The sequence below is a fragment of the Aeromicrobium panaciterrae genome (assembly GCF_039537165.1).
Taxonomy (GTDB): Bacteria; Actinomycetota; Actinomycetes; order Propionibacteriales; family Nocardioidaceae; genus Aeromicrobium; species Aeromicrobium panaciterrae.
Map to the genome: position 1 here is coordinate 107,692 of NZ_BAAAZZ010000002.1, position 17,513 is coordinate 125,204.

The 17,513-nt window shown below is 67.2% G+C and carries 18 protein-coding genes and 1 tRNA gene; 2 read left to right on the top strand and 17 right to left on the bottom strand.

Features of this window, described 5'->3' with window-relative positions:
* Window positions 1-52: 52 nt before the first annotated feature.
* Entirely contained in the window at window positions 53-1,267 is a 1,215-nt protein-coding gene (locus tag ABD683_RS00950) for an MFS transporter (protein ID WP_344766519.1), read from the top strand.
* 52 nt (window positions 1,268-1,319) lie between these two features.
* Here the strand turns inward: ABD683_RS00950 and ABD683_RS00955 are convergent, their stop codons facing one another.
* From ABD683_RS00955 to ABD683_RS00985, 7 genes are all read right to left on the bottom strand, one after another.
* Window positions 1,320-2,399: an HTTM domain-containing protein gene (locus ABD683_RS00955; protein WP_344766520.1), complete on the bottom strand. Its 1,080-nt coding sequence runs from the start codon at window positions 2,397-2,399 to the stop codon at window positions 1,320-1,322.
* A gap of 1 nt (window position 2,400) precedes the next feature.
* Window positions 2,401-3,144: a DUF5819 family protein gene (locus ABD683_RS00960; protein WP_344766521.1), complete on the bottom strand. Its 744-nt coding sequence runs from the start codon at window positions 3,142-3,144 to the stop codon at window positions 2,401-2,403.
* 76 nt (window positions 3,145-3,220) lie between these two features.
* Window positions 3,221-4,552, bottom strand: coding sequence for a hypothetical protein (locus tag ABD683_RS00965; RefSeq protein WP_344766523.1), 1,332 nt, complete (start codon window positions 4,550-4,552; stop codon window positions 3,221-3,223).
* A gap of 163 nt (window positions 4,553-4,715) precedes the next feature.
* Window positions 4,716-5,645 (bottom strand): HTTM domain-containing protein, encoded by a 930-nt coding sequence (locus ABD683_RS00970; RefSeq protein ID WP_344766525.1) that lies wholly within the window; start codon window positions 5,643-5,645, stop codon window positions 4,716-4,718.
* Window positions 5,642-6,391, bottom strand: a complete 750-nt coding sequence (locus ABD683_RS00975) for a DUF5819 family protein (protein WP_344766527.1) — start codon at window positions 6,389-6,391, stop codon at window positions 5,642-5,644. Before ABD683_RS00975 ends, ABD683_RS00970 begins: the two co-directional genes overlap by 4 nt.
* Window positions 6,392-6,463: 72 nt before the next feature.
* Window positions 6,464-6,736: a hypothetical protein gene (locus tag ABD683_RS00980; RefSeq protein ID WP_344766529.1), complete on the bottom strand. Its 273-nt coding sequence runs from the start codon at window positions 6,734-6,736 to the stop codon at window positions 6,464-6,466.
* Window positions 6,737-7,091: 355 nt separating this feature from the next.
* Window positions 7,092-7,790, bottom strand: coding sequence for a hypothetical protein (locus tag ABD683_RS00985; RefSeq protein ID WP_344766531.1), 699 nt, complete (start codon window positions 7,788-7,790; stop codon window positions 7,092-7,094).
* A gap of 157 nt (window positions 7,791-7,947) precedes the next feature.
* Here ABD683_RS00985 and ABD683_RS00990 point away from each other — a divergent pair, with 157 nt between their 5' ends.
* The gene (locus tag ABD683_RS00990; protein ID WP_344766533.1) at window positions 7,948-9,471 is read left to right on the top strand and encodes a sigma-70 family RNA polymerase sigma factor; all 1,524 of its coding nucleotides are present in this window, start codon (window positions 7,948-7,950) and stop codon (window positions 9,469-9,471) included.
* A 293-nt stretch (window positions 9,472-9,764) separates the two neighbouring features.
* On the opposite strand, the gene ABD683_RS00995 is transcribed toward ABD683_RS00990, so the two are convergent.
* From ABD683_RS00995 to rpmA, 10 genes are all read right to left on the bottom strand, one after another.
* A tRNA-Ala gene (locus ABD683_RS00995) sits at window positions 9,765-9,837 on the bottom strand.
* Window positions 9,838-9,898: 61 nt separating this feature from the next.
* A complete protein-coding gene (locus tag ABD683_RS01000; protein ID WP_344766535.1) occupies window positions 9,899-10,546 on the bottom strand; it encodes a histidine phosphatase family protein in 648 nt (215 codons plus the stop codon).
* Window positions 10,543-10,893 (bottom strand): ribosome silencing factor, encoded by a 351-nt coding sequence (gene rsfS / locus ABD683_RS01005; protein WP_344771550.1) that lies wholly within the window; start codon window positions 10,891-10,893, stop codon window positions 10,543-10,545. The genes ABD683_RS01000 and rsfS overlap by 4 nt, the downstream gene beginning before the upstream one ends.
* Window positions 10,890-11,477: a nicotinate-nucleotide adenylyltransferase gene (gene nadD, locus ABD683_RS01010; protein ID WP_344766537.1), complete on the bottom strand. Its 588-nt coding sequence runs from the start codon at window positions 11,475-11,477 to the stop codon at window positions 10,890-10,892. The genes rsfS and nadD overlap by 4 nt, the downstream gene beginning before the upstream one ends.
* A 35-nt stretch (window positions 11,478-11,512) precedes the next feature.
* Window positions 11,513-11,656 (bottom strand): hypothetical protein, encoded by a 144-nt coding sequence (locus tag ABD683_RS01015; RefSeq protein ID WP_344766539.1) that lies wholly within the window; start codon window positions 11,654-11,656, stop codon window positions 11,513-11,515.
* A gap of 10 nt (window positions 11,657-11,666) precedes the next feature.
* Window positions 11,667-12,923, bottom strand: coding sequence for a glutamate-5-semialdehyde dehydrogenase (locus tag ABD683_RS01020; RefSeq protein ID WP_344766540.1), 1,257 nt, complete (start codon window positions 12,921-12,923; stop codon window positions 11,667-11,669).
* A gap of 10 nt (window positions 12,924-12,933) precedes the next feature.
* Entirely contained in the window at window positions 12,934-14,532 is a 1,599-nt protein-coding gene (locus tag ABD683_RS01025; protein ID WP_344766541.1) for a helix-turn-helix transcriptional regulator, read from the bottom strand.
* A gap of 23 nt (window positions 14,533-14,555) precedes the next feature.
* A complete protein-coding gene (gene proB / locus ABD683_RS01030) occupies window positions 14,556-15,644 on the bottom strand; it encodes a glutamate 5-kinase (RefSeq protein ID WP_344766543.1) in 1,089 nt (362 codons plus the stop codon).
* Window positions 15,644-17,152 carry a GTPase ObgE gene (gene obgE / locus ABD683_RS01035; protein WP_344766545.1) on the bottom strand — a complete coding sequence of 503 codons (1,509 nt, stop codon included), beginning with the start codon at window positions 17,150-17,152 and terminating at the stop codon, window positions 15,644-15,646. Before obgE ends, proB begins: the two co-directional genes overlap by 1 nt.
* Before the next feature lie 88 nt (window positions 17,153-17,240).
* On the bottom strand, window positions 17,241-17,504 hold the full coding sequence (rpmA, locus tag ABD683_RS01040; protein WP_309968506.1) for a 50S ribosomal protein L27: 264 nt from the start codon (window positions 17,502-17,504) through the stop codon (window positions 17,241-17,243).
* Window positions 17,505-17,513: the final 9 nt, after the last annotated feature.

A 17,513-nucleotide genomic window follows, 5' to 3' on the forward strand; every position in this document is an offset into this window, starting at 1 on the left:
CTCAGCTCCCTGGCGAGCAGGATCGCGTGGTCGGCTCCGCTACGTTGCTCTGGTGAATGACCTGACGACAGACCCGGCGCAGAAGCGGATTGTCACGATTCTCTCGCTGGTGCAGGTGATCGGCGGCATCGGCAATGGCGCGGGGCTCGCGGTCGGCGCACTGCTGGTCAAGGACGTCAGCGGATCGTCCGGCTGGTCCGGCATGGCCGTCGTCATGCTGACCCTTGGGGCGGCGGCGTTCACGATCCCGATGGCCTCGATCGCAGCGCAGAGGGGCCGTCGGCCCGCCCTGACCCTCGGCTGGCTCAGTGGTGCCTCGGGCGCCGCAGTCACGGTGCTCGGCGCCACGGCGGACTCGTTGCCAATCGTGCTGTTGGGTCTGGTCCTGTTCGGCGCCAGCACGGCCGCCAACTTGCAGTCCCGATTCGCTGCCGTCGACCGGGCCGATCCCGCCCAGATCGGACGTGCGCTCTCACTGGTGGTCTGGTCGACCACCGTGGGCGCCGTGATCGGGCCCAACCTCACCGACCCCGGCGCCGCGGTGGCCGACCGCGTCGGCATCCCTGACCTCGCCGGCCCCATGTTGTTCTCGGCGGCCGGTTTCGCCATCTCGGGCGTGATGACGTTCGTGCTCCTCCGCCCGGACCCCCTGGTCCACGCGGCCGATGCGGCTCCCGTACGGCGTGGCGTACGGGCTGCGCTCCCCCACGTACGCGGCACGACGCTCACCGCGATCCTGGCCATTGCCGCCTCGCACGCCGTCATGGTGTCGGTCATGGCGCTGACCCCGGTCCACATGCAGGACCACGGCTCGGCGCTGAAGATCATCGGACTCACGATCAGCCTGCACATTGCCGGCATGTTCGCGCTGTCGCCGCTGATGGGCGTGCTCAGTGACCGGTGGGGTGCTGGCCAGACGATCCTGCTCGGACAGTCGATCCTGCTGCTCGCCACGTTCGTCGCCGGGACCTCAGGCCACTCCGAGGGACAGATCATGGTGGGCCTCACCCTTCTGGGCGTCGGCTGGTCCGCATCGGTGATCGCCGGCGCGGCGATGCTGAGCGCCTCGTTGGAGCCGTCGGTCAGACCGCTCGTCCAGGGCTTCTCCGACTTGTCGATGAATCTCGCCGGCGCCTTCGGCGGGCTGCTGGCCGGTGTCGTCGTCGCGACCGCCGGCTACGGCACCCTCAACGCCGCCGCCGCGATCCTCACGCTCCCCGTGATCGCGCTCATCGCATCAGGGCGGAGAGTCGCTGCACGCGTCTAGGCCATGCCTCCCAATTCGATGGTCGGCTCGCGCACCAATGGAGAGACACGGCCTAGCGCCGGAAGATCGTGAAGCGCACCCAGTCCGTCACCGGGTAGACCAAACGGTGCAGGCCACTGTCCACCACGTCGGCGACACTCGCGCCGCGTCGCCCGATCCATCTGGTGATCGGGCGGAACCGATCCCTGATCCACTCATCGATCGACTCGAACGCCTCATCGGAGGCGAACAGGCACGTCACCGCAATCACGGCAAGCGATGACCATGGTGCGGCGAACAGGATGGCGAACACGACGTTGACCGCGATCGCCAGTCCGATCACGGCGCGGCGCGATGACGGGTTGAGGAGAAGTGGCGCAAAGAACAGCTGCACCAGCAGCACGGTGTAGGTCACGATCGCGAGCACCACCGTGCTCGAGCTCAAGAGGTCGGACAGCGATGGGAACGGACGAAACTCCGGGAGCTGCATCGTGTAATAGAGCGCAGTGCCGTGCTGCCACGTCTGCTGCGAGATCTTGTCGAGCCCTGCGGCGGTGTAGACGAGGATTGTCTGGACGGCCAGTGCCACCAGAGCGAGGTTGTGCAGGCTCGTCGACAACCAGCGAGGCAGCGCCTCTTCACCCCTGGACCGCTTGGATGCGCGCGAGAGCCGACGCGAGTCGAGCGACCAGTGCTCGGCGGTGCGCATCAGCAGGAGCCACAGCAGCGTGAGCCGGATCAGGTTGTCGCCCTGACCGCCGACCACGGGATTCTGGCCCACGATCGCGATGAAGCCGACGAACGTGATCACGTTGGCCGCCTTGGTGCGCCACCCCAGGACGAAGGCCAGCGCCGCCAGCATCGTGACGACGTAGACGACGGTGAGCACGTCAGAGCTGACGTCCTTGAGGATCGCGAGCTCGGGGAAACGGCTGATCGCGCGCGCCGGCTCCGCCCAGATCGAGGCCTGACCGACCCAGAGGTCACGGGTCGTGAAGTTGGCGATCAGCAGCCCGAGCACCGCGAGACCCGTCCCGATCCGGCAGGCCGCGGCGGCATACAGCGAATGCTTCCTGGTGAGCACCCACTCCTCGATCTGGTCGCGGAGCACCGCGACCGAGTCGATGCGGTTCCACACGAAGTCGCGCAGCATGTCAGCCCTTCACGAATGAGTCGAAGGGAGCCTGAGCCTCGAGGGACCCATGAAAGGCCGGATGCCAACCAAAGCTGAACCACAGGTAGGAGACGTCCTGGATCGTGGTGTCGTGCCTCTTGGAGAATGCCGGAACACTCCGACGACCGACCTTGAACTGCACTTGCAGGACCGTACCCTTCCATTTCGATGCGGCATACAACGAGGCGAACTGCGTCGCCATCTGGTCGTACGCGAGGTAGTTCTGGACCACGGCCGAGCTGTCGCCAGCGGCGTTGAGGGCCGCCGCCCGGTCCGAGGTGGTGTCAGTGACCTTGGACTCGCGCACGATCTTGCGCTGCGCCGGCTCGAGCGCGAACATCGACCGGTTGAGGTTGGTTGCGAGCCGCCGTGCGATCAGGTGGACGCGAGCCGGGTTGGGGTCGTAGCGCACGTCCTGCACGTCGTCCTTCGTCAGGTCCACCCACTCGGTGACCTGGGACTTGGGCGTGCCCTCCTTCACGAGCGCACGGACCTGGAACGACTCGTCAACGAACTGGACGCTCGGATCGACCGTGTCGACGTCCTGCTGGAAGTAGGGGTCGACGTACGACGCGAGGTTGCGCGAGCCGACCAGGTCACGGATCGGGCTGGACGGCGCCAGCCACAACATCAACAAGGCCGAGTGCACCAGCACGAGAAATCCGAGCGTCAGCACCACTCGCCGTTGCCACGGACGCACGGGCTCGAGGTCGGCGTCAGGCATGGGCTCCACTCTAGTAGCCGGACGAACAACTGCCGGTGACCCCAGGGGCCACCGGCAGTTGTTTTAAGCGTTGCTATCAGACCTGAAGGCGACGCTTTTCGTTCAGCAGGACCGTTGCGCCGAAGAGCAGCAGTCCGAGACCCAGCATCCAGAACGGAAGCAGGTTGGGCGAGCCCGTGGCCGGCAGCGTGGTGGTCACGTCTGCATCGGCCTGGCTGTCGGCGTCAGCGGCTGCGTCAGCATCCGCCTGCGTGTCGACATCAGCCTGGTTGTCGACGTCAGCCTGCGTGTCGACGTCAGCCTGCGTGTCCGTGTCGGTTTCGACGTCAGCCGGTGCATCTTCATCGGCCTGAGCCTGGGCATCGTCGTCATCAGCAGCGGCGAGCGTGTTCGGGCCACAGCTGGTGCGTGCCAGAGCGAGGTGAGCACCCGAACCGAGGACGTTCAGCTCCAGTGCGGTGACCTCGATGGACTCGCCACCGTCGCCGGCGACCTGCTTGTTGACGGTGCCGTTGACGAGCGGAGTGAGGGCCTCGCCCACCGGATCCAGCAGAGCCGGGCCGATCGCATCGAGAAGAGTGTCGACGACCTGCGCCTTGACGGTGTCCGTCAGAAGGGCGATCGGTCCGAGGACACCGTTCAGGCTGTTCGTCAGCGTGTCCGAGAGACCATCGAGGAGTCCGTCAACTAGCTGCTTGGGAGCAACCGAGCCCACGACAGCGGAGTTGGGATCCGTGGCCAGGGCGATCGGGATCACGATGTCGTTGTCGCCCGGAAGCACGACCGTGATGTCGATGCTCGAGACGGTGGCGTTGCCAGTCGCGCCTTCACCGGCAGTGGCGTCGCACGTGCTGGTGACTGCACCGATCTTGGCAGTGACCGGGATCGCACCCTGCAGGGCAGTGGTGAGCGGTCCGACGAGGGCCGTCTGGAGGTTCGTGAGAAGCGGGTCCAGGAGGGGACCCAGCAGCTGCGCGAGCGGTCCGAGGATCGGGTCGAGGATGGTGCCGGTGTTGATGGCGTCGAGCTCGTCCACCACGGACGAGAGGTCGATCGTCGTCAGGGCGGCGATGTCGGTGCCGGCAACCTGCGCGTCGGCAGTGGAGACACCCTTGTTGCCGTCGAGGCTGGTCGAAGCCGTCTGGTCGAACGTGCCAACCGCAGGCGCGCTGGCGGTCAGGCCAGTTCCGCAGACTTCACCGGTGCCGTCAGTCGGCGTGCCGGTCGGCGAGGACGCGGTGCACTCCTTGCTGTCGACGATGCCAGTCAGGCCCGAGGCCGTGATGGCGCTCGCGTTGGACTGTGCGACGTCACCAGGCGCACCCTGGGCGGAGAACGAGAGACCAGCGGTGATGATCAGGGTGACCAGACCAACCGCGATCGAGTTCTTGGCGAGCTTGTTCCTCATCCGAGATGACTCCTTGTTGATGAACGTTCGGGCGCCCAGAAGGACGCCCGAGTAAAAACATTGGGACAGCGACTGGGAGATCGCTGAGGATAGTCAACCACATTCTCAGGTTGTTTAGGACAACACGGCCTGTTACGAGACGGTAAATCCACGCTTTTTCCCATCATGAGGCGGAAACCGGCGTCCTACGGCGATTTTTGAGCCACTCGAATCCGCGGATCCACGACCGGTCGCTCACCAGGATCATGTCGACCGCGATCATCACGAGGGAGAAGTACAAGATGCCCATGAAGATGCCGATTCCCAGATGCATGCCCGTGATGAGCACGAGCGCCACCATGCGGGTCGGCCGGTAGATCAGCAGCACGGGAAAGAACAGCTGCACGACGACGGCCATGTAGGTCGCGCCGGCAATGATCGGCGCGATCGCGTACACCGGGTGCAGCAGGTCGTGCCACGGCGAGTACGCGTCGGTCTGCAGCGGGTAATAGACCGCCGTGCCGTCGCGCCACACCTCGCTCTGCACCTTCCAGAACGCCGAGCCGACATAGACCATGACGACCTGGTGGATGATCAGGATCACCGCAAGGTTGTGCAGCGTCGCGCTGAACCAGTCAGGCATCAGCGGCCGGACGTCACCGCGGTCGGCCCGCAGCCGCGCATCGACCGACCATCGCTTGCCCGCGTCGGTGAAGCACAGGTAGAGCAGCACCATTCGGAGCACGGCGTCGCCACCCGAGCCGACGAACGGATCGGAGACATACAGCGACAACCACAGGAACAACGTCATGACGGCAGAAGCCCGGGTGTAGAGCCCGACCATCAGCAACAGCCCGAACACGATCGTGACGACGTACACGAGATCGAACACGTGTCCGTCGACCTGCTTGAACAGTCCCAGGAAGGACGGCCAGCTCTTGGACTCGCGGACCAGCTCGGTCCACGCGGCGCCGTCGCCCCACGTGTAATGACGGTCGGGCCAGTTGACGATCAGCTGGCTGGCGACGATGAAGCCCAGGATCATCCGGGTGACGGCCAGCCCGTACGTGGACCGCTTGTCACCCGTGAGCCAGTCCCACGCCTGCCGGATCATCGGTGCCTCCGGTCGAAGTCGGCGATCGCGGCACGCTCGGCGGCATCGCCGACCTCGGGCGTGCGCCACCCGCTCACCCGCTTGATCTCCGCGGGTCGGGCAGCCTCACGCTCGCGCTCGGTGCCGTTGCGCGCGTCGTACGGCGTGACTCGTTGGCGGTTGAGGGAGTAGCGGACGGCGGTGAACGTACGGTCGGGCCAGCGCGCCTCCAGCACCTCGGTGGCCAGGCGGATGGTTGCCCGCTCGTAGCGCAGGAACGTCGCGGTCGACACGGGTCGGCTCGGACCGGCCTTCAGCAGCAGGTCGCTCAGCTCGGCCCAGCTCGGCGGGTCCTTCTCAGCCGTCGTGGTGGCGGCTTCACGCTGCGCCGGCAGCAGCGAGCCGTACCTGGCGCCGAGCGGGCTGAACAGCTTGTTGGTGACATATCCAGCGCGTCCGCCGATCAGGCGGTGATGCACCAGGTCGAGCTCGACCTCGGTCCAGTCGACCCAGTCGGTCTGCTTCAGGGTGCCGTCGGGGCCGACGTACGAGCCCTGGAACAGGATGCGGCGGTCCTCCGCGATGGGGTTGGGCGCGAAGAGCCGCCAGTTCTGCGTGAACATGGGGCTCAGGTACGTCGTGTGCGGTGCCGCGGCGTCGGAGTAGCGGTTGGGGGGCAACGCGGCCAAGGTGACGGCGACCAGCTGGAACAGCGCGACCGCCGTGACGGCGGAGACGAAGAACGTCTTGAGCGTCAGCCGGGGCACGCGGTTACGGTACAACGCCGGCGTTCTGACGTGCTGGTGGCGCGGCACCGCGGGTGACTCACCGCCTCGATGTCACGATCCACCGAGTGGTCCCCCACCTGCCAGGAGGCGGAGCATCCGCTCTTCCGGCACGTCGAGGGCCCGACTCACCTGAGCAAGTCCGTGCAGATCCACCAGTTCTGCCAGCGTCTCGCGACGGACGCGCTTCACGAGCTGCGCGAGTGCCGCGACGCCGTCATGAACATCGGAAAGAGCGTCGATCCGATCGGCAGGATCCATTGAGGCAAGCCAACGGTCCAGGCGCTTGTTCAGCGTGGCCAGATGTTCGACAAGTTGATTCGCCATGGTCGTCAAACCTGGCTTGCTCTGACATGTGAGGAGACCTCGCGGCGCGACCGGGAGGGACAGCCATGTTCCAAGGCCTGGGTAGCCCCGGCACGGACATTCCCCTGCCGAGCCGGGGCTACCCAGACCTTGGAACACGGACCCCGAGATTCATCCGAGCAAGTCCGTGTCTGGTTGTGGCGCCGAGGTTTGGTTGTTCCCGCCAACGCCGAGTGCCCGGACTCCGGGATTGCAGAGGCCGACACGGTGACATCACCAGCGGAACGGCTCATGCATGTTGAGACAGTTGACTGTCCGATGCATAACGCGCGGCGACGTACCTTTTTTTTCAGAATCTGACTCCTGATGCTTCGCGTCAGCGGCTGAGCTCGTCGATCAGCGCCGCAGCCTGCGCCGGCTCATCAGGGAGCCGCTCGATCCAGATTCGATTCTCGCCGGCACGGTTGCCAATCCGTCGGTCCATCCGGGTGGCGAGCCCCGACGCCTCGGCCTGCGGCACAAGGGCGGCGCAGCGTCGCGAGGTGAGGCGAGCGGCCGTGACGTCAGCGCTCAGCTCTCGTGCCATGAGATCGGCAACGTCTGACAGGTTGATCAGCTCGAGCATGACGGGAGGGACCGGTGCCGCGCCGAGCAAGCTCATCTTCGATGCGACCTCGACGACGACCAAGGCCCACGCGTCTGACGTGCGCGTATGGACCAGGCCGACCACCTGCGTCTGAAGGTGCTGAGCCGTGGCGAGCCCCGTCAGCGGATCGGTACAGGTCAATCGCACATATCGGCTGAGGGCCGCCTCGGACCACGCCAACGCCAGCGCGCGCACCAGGTCGACGTCAGGTGGCGGAAGGCGGCATGCCGTGCGTGTCATGTCCACGTCGTCCAGCAGCACCTGCAAGCTCTCACCGTCGAGCGCGTACACGCTGCCGGCGTCCCAGACTGCTTCGTCAATGTCGCCATCTTCTGTCCATGCGGCCCACAGACCGGCCATCCTCAATGGCAGGACCTGACCGTGCATGGCGTCAGTCGACGCGTTGGGCGCATGCTTCTCGCGAAACACCTCACACTCCATCCAGCAGCCCGGGCCGCAACGGGTCACTCATCTAGAGACAACGTGCGGGTCGATCCATGACGTACCGGCGCCGCCACCTTCGAAACTTGGCATCGATTCCCCGTCATCGTGTCCACATAAGGTTGTCCCTCGTTAGGGAGGCATCATGCACACCGACGACGAGGTCACGGACGCGGAGCTCATCACGCGCTACCGTGCGGGCGATGACCGGGCCGCGTCGGTGCTGTTCACCCGGCACCACGAGGCCGCCGTCCGTTTCGCGGCCAGGCTCGCGGGTCGCAGCTCGGCTGACGACCTCGCGGCTGAGGCGTTCAGTCAAGTCCTGGCAGCGCTCCGGAACGGGCGAGGACCTGATCTTGCATTTCGCGCCTACCTGATCACTTCGGTTCGCAACGCCCACATCAACTCCGGCAAACGCGACGGGCGCCTCACCTGGGTCGATGACTACGAGAACATCGGCACCCTGGCCGCCGCGGCGGACGAGTCCGCGTTGCGGTCGGAGTCAAAGCTGCTGGCACAAGCGTTCGCGTCGCTGCCCGAACGCTGGCAGACGGTCTTGTGGCACACCAGCGTCGAGGACGACTCGTCCACCGAGGTCGGGCGCCTGCTCGGCATCACGCCGTCCGCGGTGGCTGCCCTCGCCTACCGAGCCCGCGAGGGGTTGCGCCAGGCCTACTTGTCAGCCCACGTCGCAGCCACCAACGATCACACGTGTCAGCAGACCCGCGAAAGTCTTCCGGCGTACTCCCGCGGCCGGCTCGGCCCACGCGACACGGAGGCGGTCGAGCAGCACCTGGACGACTGTGCTGCCTGTACGGCCGTGCTCGCCGACCTGCGCAGCATCACCAGCGACCTGCCCGCGCTGCTCATCCCAGCCCTCCTCGGCGGCACCGGTGTAGCGATCCGCGGCGACGGGTCCCGCAAGGAGAAGCGGCGACGACCACGCAACAACGATCCCGCCGGGACAACATTGCGTCGCAGCCTTGGGCGCGGTCCTGGACGTCCCACCGACCTCGGCTCTCGATTGCTGGCAAGCACTGGAGCGGTTCGGGGCATCGTCGCCGTCACCGGGATCGCTGCGATCTGCCTCGTAGCCGTCATGCTCACCCATGGTTCGAGCAGGGGCCACGACGATGGCCCCTTCTCGGCCCTCGGCAGCGGTGAAATTCTCACCCTGATCGACCAGCAGCCCACTGTGCCAGTCGTGCCCCCCGTCGAGGAGGACGCAGCCGCTCCCGCACCGTTGGTCGAGCTGCCGATACCAGCTCGCAAACCCGCGAAGTCCACGCCGCCGCCGGTTCCAGATCCCGACCCGGGGACGACATACGACCTCGTCCTCGGCCTCGCGAACATCAACGACCTGGGCGACGACATGAGCTTCGACCTGGACGTGTCATCGCCCGACGCCGCATCGACACTCGTCATCGACATCACCTCAGGCGGCGCCTGGAACTTTTCCGCCGCCCCTCCAGAAGGTGCGGAATGCTCGGCACCGTCGGGAGCGACACCCGTACAGATCACCTGCGAATTCACGGCACCCTTCACCGGAACGCTCAGCCTTCTCCTCCTGGACACCGGCGGCACGAAGGCGTTCGCCGCGTCACTCACCGCCGTTGACAACACCGACCCCACACCAGGCGACGCCGCCGTCTCGTACGCTTCGCCCTGACCTGCGCGAGCCGTGGCTGAACCCGAACGACACAAGACCGGGAGACGGTTCGCGCACTCCTCCTCGCATCACCCGCTTGATAGACAACGGAATGGCCCGCGGCAATCAGGAAAGACGAACGGCCCGCAGAAAGTCCGCGGGCCGTTCCATCATCTGTGGAGCATAGGAGACTCCGTCGCTCGCCAGGGCTCGCTCCTCCCCGAATCACCAATCTTGATTCGAGACCTGAGGGCCCCGCACATCCCGAAACGACGAAAGGTCCCGCCTCGATGGCGGGACCCTCAGTTCTCGAGTGGAGCATAGGAGATTCGAACTCCTGACCTCTTCCATGCCATGGAAGCGCGCTACCAACTGCGCCAATGCCCCGCTGTTGCCCGTGAAGGCCTCGCCAATGTTAGCCGTTCAAGCCGTTCGATCCCAAACCGGGTCACTCGTCGTCGGACATCACGGGCTCTGGCAGCGTACCGGCGTTCCACTCGGTGAGGCGCCACTGCGACCAGTCGTCGCGGCTCCACTCCTCCAGCACCGACCACGAGCAGTTGCCGAGCCCGCCGAAGGTGCCCCAGTGGTCCTCGGGGATGTCGAGGAACGCGCACGCGCCCGTACGAAGAACCGCCCCGTGCGCCACGACGACCAAAACGCTCTCGGGCGGCAGATCCTCCAACAGGTCGTGCAGGGCGGCGGCAAACCGCTCCCCGGCCTGGCGGTGCGTCTCGCTGTCGGGGATCTGCGTCTCGTCGCCATCGATCCACGCCTGCATGCCGTCGGGGAACTGTGCCCAGGCTTCGTCCCACGTGAGTCCCTCGCGGGCACCGAAGTCCATCTCGCGGAGCCGTACGTCGAGCTCGACCTCCTGGCCCGTGAGCCCACCGAGGATCTGCGCGGTCTCGGCAGCCCGCATCAAGTCGGAGCTGACGATCCGGTGGGGCTTGAGTGCGGCAAGTCTCGCCGCTGCCTCGCGGGCCTGCTGGCGGCCGACGTCGTCGAGGGGTACGTCGCTTTGACCCTGGACGCGGCCGGCGACGTTCCACTCGGTACGGCCGTGGCGCCACAGGACGACCTGCCGCCAGCTCACAGCTCCACGACCGGGCAGTCGCTCCAGAGCCGCTCGAGCGCATAGAACGCCCGCTCCTCCTGATGCATGATGTGCACGACGATGTCGGCGAAGTCGAGCAGGACCCAGCGACCCTCGCGCATGCCCTCGCGGCGAACAGCCTTGGCGCCGAGATCGATCATCTTGTCCTCAACGGCATCCTGCACCGCGCGCACCTGACGCGGGTTGGCCGCCGAGCAGAGCAGGAACACGTCGGTGATCGCCAGCTGGTCGGACACGTCGAATGCGATGATGTCGACCGCCAGCTTGTCCTCGGCGGCCATCGCCGCTGCACGCGTGAGCTCGACCGCCCACTCGGTCGCGCTCAGGAGGCTGACTCCGGCTTGGCGTACAGGCGGTGCTTGCCGATGTACTGGACGACGCCGTCAGGCACGAGGTACCAGACCGGCTCTCCGCGGACGACCCGGTCGCGGCAATCGGTCGACGAGATCGCGAGGGCGGGGATCTCGACCAGGGTGATGCGGTCCTTGGGCAGGCCCTCGAGCGTCGACTCGTCCATCTCGTGGCCAGGACGCGTACAACCCACGAAGTTGGCGAGCGTGAACAGCTCGTCGTGGTCGCGCCACGTCAGCAGCGCAGCCATGGCATCGGCGCCGGTGATGAAGTAGAGATCAGCATCCGGGTGCAGCGCGGCCAGGTCACGCAGCGTGTCGATCGTGTAGGTCGGCCCGTCGCGGTCGATGTCGACGCGGCTCACCGCGAAGCGCGGGTTGGCAGCCGTCGCGATGACGGTCATCAGGTAGCGGTCCTCGGCGGGCGAGACATCGCGGTCGGCCTTCTGCCAGGGCTCGCCGGTCGGAGCGAAGATGACCTCGTCGAGGTCGAACCACGACTGGACCTCGCTCGCCGCCACGAGGTGACCGTGATGGATCGGGTCGAATGTGCCACCCATGACGCCGATCCGGCGACGCGGAGTGTTCACGTTGCTCAGGAGTGCTCGCGACCCTTGCCGAACTGCAGCAGCGCCAGCATCGAGAGAGTCAGGATGGCCAGGGCGATCGCGCCGACAGCGTAGGGATCGATGCCGATGTCACGCAGGTGCTCTTCGGCCGTAGCAAGGGTGTTCAGCATGGGCCTCAATCTACCTGACGTGCCCGTTGCCCGTGACGACGTATGTCGTCGTCGTCATCTCGGGCAGTCCCATCGGGCCACGAGCATGCAGCTTCTGCGTCGAGATTCCGATCTCGGCACCGAACCCGAACTCGCCGCCGTCGGTGAACCGGGTCGACGCGTTGACCATCACGGCCGCCGAGTCGACGCCCATCGTGAAGCGGCGTGACGCCGCCAACGACGAGGTGACGATCGCCTCGGTGTGGCCTGACGAGAACGTACGGATGTGGTCGACGGCGTCGTCGAGGGACTCCACGACCTTGGCGGAGATGTCGGCCGAAAGGTATTCGGTGGCGTAGTCGTGGTCGGTTGCCGGCACGACCTCACCGTCGATCGCGCAGAACGCGGGATCACCGTGAACCGTGACGCCCTGCTCGTGCAGTGCAGACACGACGCGCGGCAGAAACGCGTCCGCGACTGCCTTGTGCACCAGCAGGGACTCGGCGGCGTTGCAGACGCTGTTGCGTTGGGTCTTGGCGTTGAGGACGATGTCGAGCGCCATGTCGAGGTCGGCATCGGCGTCGACGTACACGTGACAGTTGCCCACCCCGGTCTCGATGACGGGGACCGTCGATTCGCTCACGACCGCGTTGATCAGGCCCGCTCCCCCGCGTGGGATCACCAGGTCGACGAGCCCGCGGGCCTGCATCAGGTGCGTCGCGGACGTACGGTCGTCCGCCGCGATCTGCTGGATCACGTCCGGCGGGATCGAGGTGCCGGCGAGTGCCCCGCGCATCACGGTGATGATCGCCGCGTTGGACTCCGACGCCGACGACGAGCCGCGCAGCAGCACGGCGCTGCCCGCCTTGAGGCAGATCGCGGCGGCATCGGCGGTGACATTGGGGCGGCCCTCGTAGATCATGCCGATGACTCCCATCGGCACCCGGACCTGCTGGAGGATCAGGCCGTTGGGAAGGGTCGAGCCGCGTACGACCTCGCCGATCGGGTCAGGCAGCGCCGCGATGTCGCGCACACCGTTGGCGAAGTCGCGAACGCGCGCGTCGTCAAGGCTCAGCCGGTCGATGACGTTCTCGCCGGTGCCGGCGTCTCTCGCGGCGGCGACGTCCTTGTCGTTGGCGGCGATGATGTCGGCGGACGCGGCGACCAGCGCGTCTGCCATGGCGTGCAGCGCCTCGTCCTTGGCTGCCCTCGGCGTCAGCGCAAGAGCCGCGGCGGCCACCCGCGCGCGCCGGGCCGCATCGTGCACCTGCTGCTTCACGTCGGTCATGCCGTCAATCCTAGGGCGCGTGCTCAGAGCCGATCGACGCGGAGACACCGCGTACGCGGGCAGCGAGCGCCGAGCGACTGCGCACCTGCAGGCGGGCGAACAGGTCTCCGAGATGCTTTTCGACGGTCTTCTCACTGATGGCGAGCTCACGGGAGATCGCACCGTTGGACATCCCGCGAGCGACCAGCAGGGCCACATCGCGTTGCCGCGGCGTCACCTGGGCGGCGAACACCGGATCAACCTCGTCGCCTCCAAGCTCACGTCCGATGCCGACGCGGTTCGTCGTGCCGAGTGCGCCGAGGACCGCAGCGACGTGGCTCTCGACGGTCTTCTCCGACACGTACAGCGCCGTGGCGATCTCGCGGTTGCGCAATCCGGCGGCGGCAAACCTGGCAATGACCTTCTGGGTCGGGGTGAGGGAGTCCCAGCCGATACCCGGCACGTTGCGCAGCCGTCGGCCGTGCGCCGCGAGCTCACGCTCGGCCCAGGCCTTGACGGCGGCCGCACCCGTCGTCTCGGCACGACGCGCCGCCTCCTCCAGCTCGTCGATCCCCCGCGCACGGTCACCCGACGCCGCTCGCGCGGATGCCTCGATGATGCGGGCGCGGACGACCTCGAGATCGCCCCCGACGAGGGCCGCGAGCATTCCGGCATCGGCCGACTCGCGAATACCGGACTCGTGATCGCTCAACGCGTTCGCGACACGCGCTTTGATACGGCCGAGCGCCGCGCCAGCCATGTTGTGGCCGTGGATGGGGAGAGAAGCGGCCTTTTCGGACCACGTGAGCGCCAGTGCCGCATCGTTCTCGGCGAGTGCCGCTTCGACGAGCATCTCGTAGCCGTACACGCGATCGACCACCTGCAGGCGGGGCAGGTTGTCACCTCCGCCACCATGCAGCATGAGCTTCGCCGCATCCTCGAGGTGGCCCAGTGCGTTGACCCCAAAGGCCGCGAGGACATAGGCCCCGGCATGGACGTAGTCGGGCTTGACGGTCTGCGGGTATGAGTCCGCGAGCCAGGCCAAGCCCGCGTCGACCGCATCGACGCGACCGAGGTGCCCATCGACGAAGATTCGCGTGCCGCGAACCAGCAGGACCAGCTGAGGCAGGCCGACCAGCGCGGGTGCCGTCTCGATCCGGGTCAGCAGGTCATCGGCATCGGTGAATCGTCCGGCAAATCCTCGCGCTCGCACCAGCGCGATGCCCGCCCAGATCTGCTCGATCGAGGCGGGCACCTCGTCAGCACCGATACGGGTGGCAATCTCGCTGGCGGCTGCGATCTGGCCGCTCGACATTGCCGTCTCCAGCTCCAACATCGACGTGAGACCGGAGAACCGGTCGGCTGCGGGCACGTCGTCGGGAAACTGCCATGCCAGGCCGGTGCCGACGGCGCGAGCCATCGCAACCGCAGCGGCCGCCAACCGGCCAGTTGCACGCATCGCGTCGGCACTGTCGAGCGCATCGTCGAACCGGCAGCTCAGGATCTGCAGGAAGATCGCAGCCGCTGCCGCGTCGTCGTCATCCCGGATGCCTAGAAGTGCCGCGAGCGCCGTATCGGCATCGTGCGTGAGACCGCGCAGGGTGACGCGCACGACCTCGTCGGGATGCATGACGAACAGACTACGGCCTGTTGTCAGGTCAGCATCAGGTCGTCGCGGTGAATGACTTCGCGCTCGTACTCCTCGCCGAGCTCGGCAGCGAGATCGCGGGTCGATCGTCCCAGCAGCGACGGCAGCTCGGCACTGTCGTAGTTGACGACGCCGCGGGCGATGACCACTCCGTCGGGACCGATGACGTCGATCGGGTCGCCGGCCTTGAACGATCCGGTGACGTCGGTGATGCCGGCAGGCAGCAGCGACGCCTTGCGCGTCGTCAGCGCACGTACGGCGCCCTCGTCGAGATGCACGCCGCCCTTGGTCTCACTGGCATGGGCCAGCCACAGCAGACGGGTGGGACGGCGGCGACCGGTCGGCTCGAACCTCGTGCCGACCTTGCCGCCCTCGAGAGCCGTCGCGGCATGGGCGGCCGACGTCAGGATGACCGGGATGCCGGCCGCCGTGGCGATGCGTGCTGCCTCGACCTTCGTGACCATTCCGCCGGTGCCCACCTTCGACGCGCTGACGCGGGCGATGTCGAGGCCCTCGACATCGGCGGGATCCGTGACGACCTCGATGAGCGTCGCGCCGGGCTTGTCGGGCGGCCCGTCATACAACCCGTCCACGTCGGACAGCAGGACGAGGCGATCGGCGTGGACCAGGTGGGCGACCAGCGCCGCGAGCCGATCGTTGTCGCCAAAACGGATCTCGGTCGTCGCGACCGTGTCGTTCTCGTTGACGATGGGCACGACGCCGAGCTCGCTGAGCCTGGCGAACGTCTGGTGGGCGTTGCGGTGATGGCTACGCCGGGTCACGTCATCGACCGTCAGCAGCACCTGACCCACGAGGAAGCCGCGGGCGGCGAACCGCTCGCTGTAGCTGGCGATCAGCGCACCCTGGCCGACACTCGCAGCGGCCTGCTGCGTGGGCAGGTCGCGGGGGCGCGTCCTCAGGCCGAGCGGACCGAGACCTGCGGCGATCGCGCCGGAGGAGACGAGAACGACCTCGTCACCCCGGTCACGTGCATCGCAGATCGCGGTGACGATGCCATCGAGCCGTTCGGGATCGATGTGGCCTGCCGAAGTGGTCAAGGACGACGAACCGACCTTGACGACGACGCGAGACATCAGTCGTCCTCGGCCAGGGGATCGTCTTCGGGGAACGTCCAGTCCGGCTGCGGGTCGCGGCCCTCCGCACGGGCCTCGCGGGCACCGGCCTCGAACGCACGCTTGGCGGCGAGCTCCTCGCGGCGCTGCACGTTCGTACGGCGATCTGACTGGTCGATGCGGAGATCCTCACCGCGCCGGCCGAGCACCTCGGCGCCGGCGGAGACCTGCGGATCGAAGTCGAACACGACGGCATTGTCCTCGTCGCCGATGACGACGTCGTCGCCTGCCTTGGCGCCGAGCTTGAGCAGCTCGTCCTCGACACCGAGACGGTTGAGTCGGTCGGCGAGGAATCCGACGGCCTCGTCGTTGCTGAAGTCCGTCTGGCGTACCCAACGCTTGGGCTTCTCGCCGCGTACGACCCACTGCTCGTTGATCAGCGTGATCGTGAACTCGCGGCCGACACCAGCCTCCGCCGGAGGCCGCAGCACGATGCGCGTGGCCTCGGACACCGGAGTCTCCGCGCGGCGCGAGGCGACGATCTCGGCCATCGCGAACGACAGCTCCTTGAGGCCGGCCTGGCTGGCCGCCGAGACCTCGTAGACGTCGAGACCGCGTGCCTCGAGGTCGGCGCGGACGAAGCCGGCGATTTCCTTGGCGTCGGGGACATCGGTCTTGTTGAGCGCCACGAGGCGGGGGCGATCTTCAAGGCCGCCGTACGCCGCGAGCTCGGCCTCGATCACGTCGAGGTCGCTGAGCGGGTCGCGGCCGGGGTCGACCGTCGCGCAGTCGATGACGTGGACGAGCGCAGCACAGCGCTCGACGTGGCGCAGGAAGTCGTGGCCCAGACCGCGCCCCTCGCTGGCGCCCTCGATGAGCCCGGGTACGTCGGCGACCGTGAAGGTCGTCGAGCCGGCCGTGACGACACCGAGGTTGGGGATCAGCGTGGTGAACGGGTAGTCGGCGATCTTGGGCCGGGCGCGCGAGATCGACGCGATGAGGCTCGACTTGCCGGCGCTCGGGAACCCCACGAGGCCGATGTCGGCGACGACCTTGAGCTCCAGCGTGATGGTGAGCGCGTCTCCGGGCTCGCCCTTGAGCGCGAATCCGGGGGCCTTGCGCTTGGCCGACGCCAGCGCGGAGTTGCCCAGGCCGCCTCGACCGCCGGCAGCGATGACGATCTCGGTGCCGTGCCCGATCAGGTCGGCCAGCACCTCGCCCGACTCGTCACGTACGACCGTGCCGTCGGGCACCAGGAGCACGAGGTCTTCACCGTGCCCGCCACTGCGGTTGTTGCCGGCACCCGGAGCGCCGTTGGTGCCCTTGCGGTGCGGCTCGTGGTGGTAGTCGATCAGCGTCGTGACATCGGCGTCGACCTTGAGGATGACGTCACCGCCGTGACCGCCGTTGCCGCCGTCGGGACCCCCGAGCGGCTTGAACTTCTCACGGTGCACCGAGGCGACGCCGTCGCCGCCGTTGCCGCCGGCGACGTGGAGCGTCACCTGGTCGACGAAGCTGGGAACAGCCACGGTGTCGCTCCTTTCGGTGAGTGTCGAAAACAAGAGATGGGACAGCCCGCTGCTGCGGACTGCCCCACCTGCGTGAGTGTGCGCCTGGTCAGTCCGCCGGCGTGCCGGGGACGATGTTGATGACCTTACGGCCGCGACGGCGGCCGAACTCGACGGCGCCGGCCGACAGGGCGAACAGGGTGTCATCGCCACCGCGACCGACGTTGGTGCCGGGATGGAAGTGGGTGCCACGCTGGCGGACGATGATCTCGCCGGCGTTGACGAGCTGACCGCCGAAACGCTTCACGCCGAGGCGCTGAGCATTGGAATCGCGGCCGTTCTTGGTGGACGCTGCGCCCTTTTTGTGTGCCATGTCAGTCCC

Bases quoted from the DNA above. Each gene is read 5' to 3' on its own strand.
- ABD683_RS00955 (WP_344766520.1), bottom strand. From the start codon at position 2,399: ATGCTGCGCGACTTCGTGTGGAACCGCATCGACTCGGTCGCGGTGCTC.
- ABD683_RS00960 (WP_344766521.1), bottom strand. From the start codon at position 3,144: ATGCCTGACGCCGACCTCGAGCCCGTGCGTCCGTGGCAACGGCGAGTG.
- ABD683_RS00965 (WP_344766523.1), bottom strand. From the start codon at position 4,552: ATGAGGAACAAGCTCGCCAAGAACTCGATCGCGGTTGGTCTGGTCACC.
- ABD683_RS00970 (WP_344766525.1), bottom strand. From the start codon at position 5,645: ATGATCCGGCAGGCGTGGGACTGGCTCACGGGTGACAAGCGGTCCACG.
- ABD683_RS00980 (WP_344766529.1), bottom strand. From the start codon at position 6,736: ATGGCGAATCAACTTGTCGAACATCTGGCCACGCTGAACAAGCGCCTG.
- ABD683_RS00990 (WP_344766533.1), top strand. From the start codon at position 7,948: ATGCACACCGACGACGAGGTCACGGACGCGGAGCTCATCACGCGCTAC.
- nadD (WP_344766537.1), bottom strand. From the start codon at position 11,477: ATGGGTGGCACATTCGACCCGATCCATCACGGTCACCTCGTGGCGGCG.
- ABD683_RS01015 (WP_344766539.1), bottom strand. From the start codon at position 11,656: ATGCTGAACACCCTTGCTACGGCCGAAGAGCACCTGCGTGACATCGGC.
- ABD683_RS01020 (WP_344766540.1), bottom strand. From the start codon at position 12,923: ATGACCGACGTGAAGCAGCAGGTGCACGATGCGGCCCGGCGCGCGCGG.
- ABD683_RS01025 (WP_344766541.1), bottom strand. From the start codon at position 14,532: ATGCATCCCGACGAGGTCGTGCGCGTCACCCTGCGCGGTCTCACGCAC.
- proB (WP_344766543.1), bottom strand. From the start codon at position 15,644: ATGTCTCGCGTCGTCGTCAAGGTCGGTTCGTCGTCCTTGACCACTTCG.
- rpmA (WP_309968506.1), bottom strand. From the start codon at position 17,504: ATGGCACACAAAAAGGGCGCAGCGTCCACCAAGAACGGCCGCGATTCC.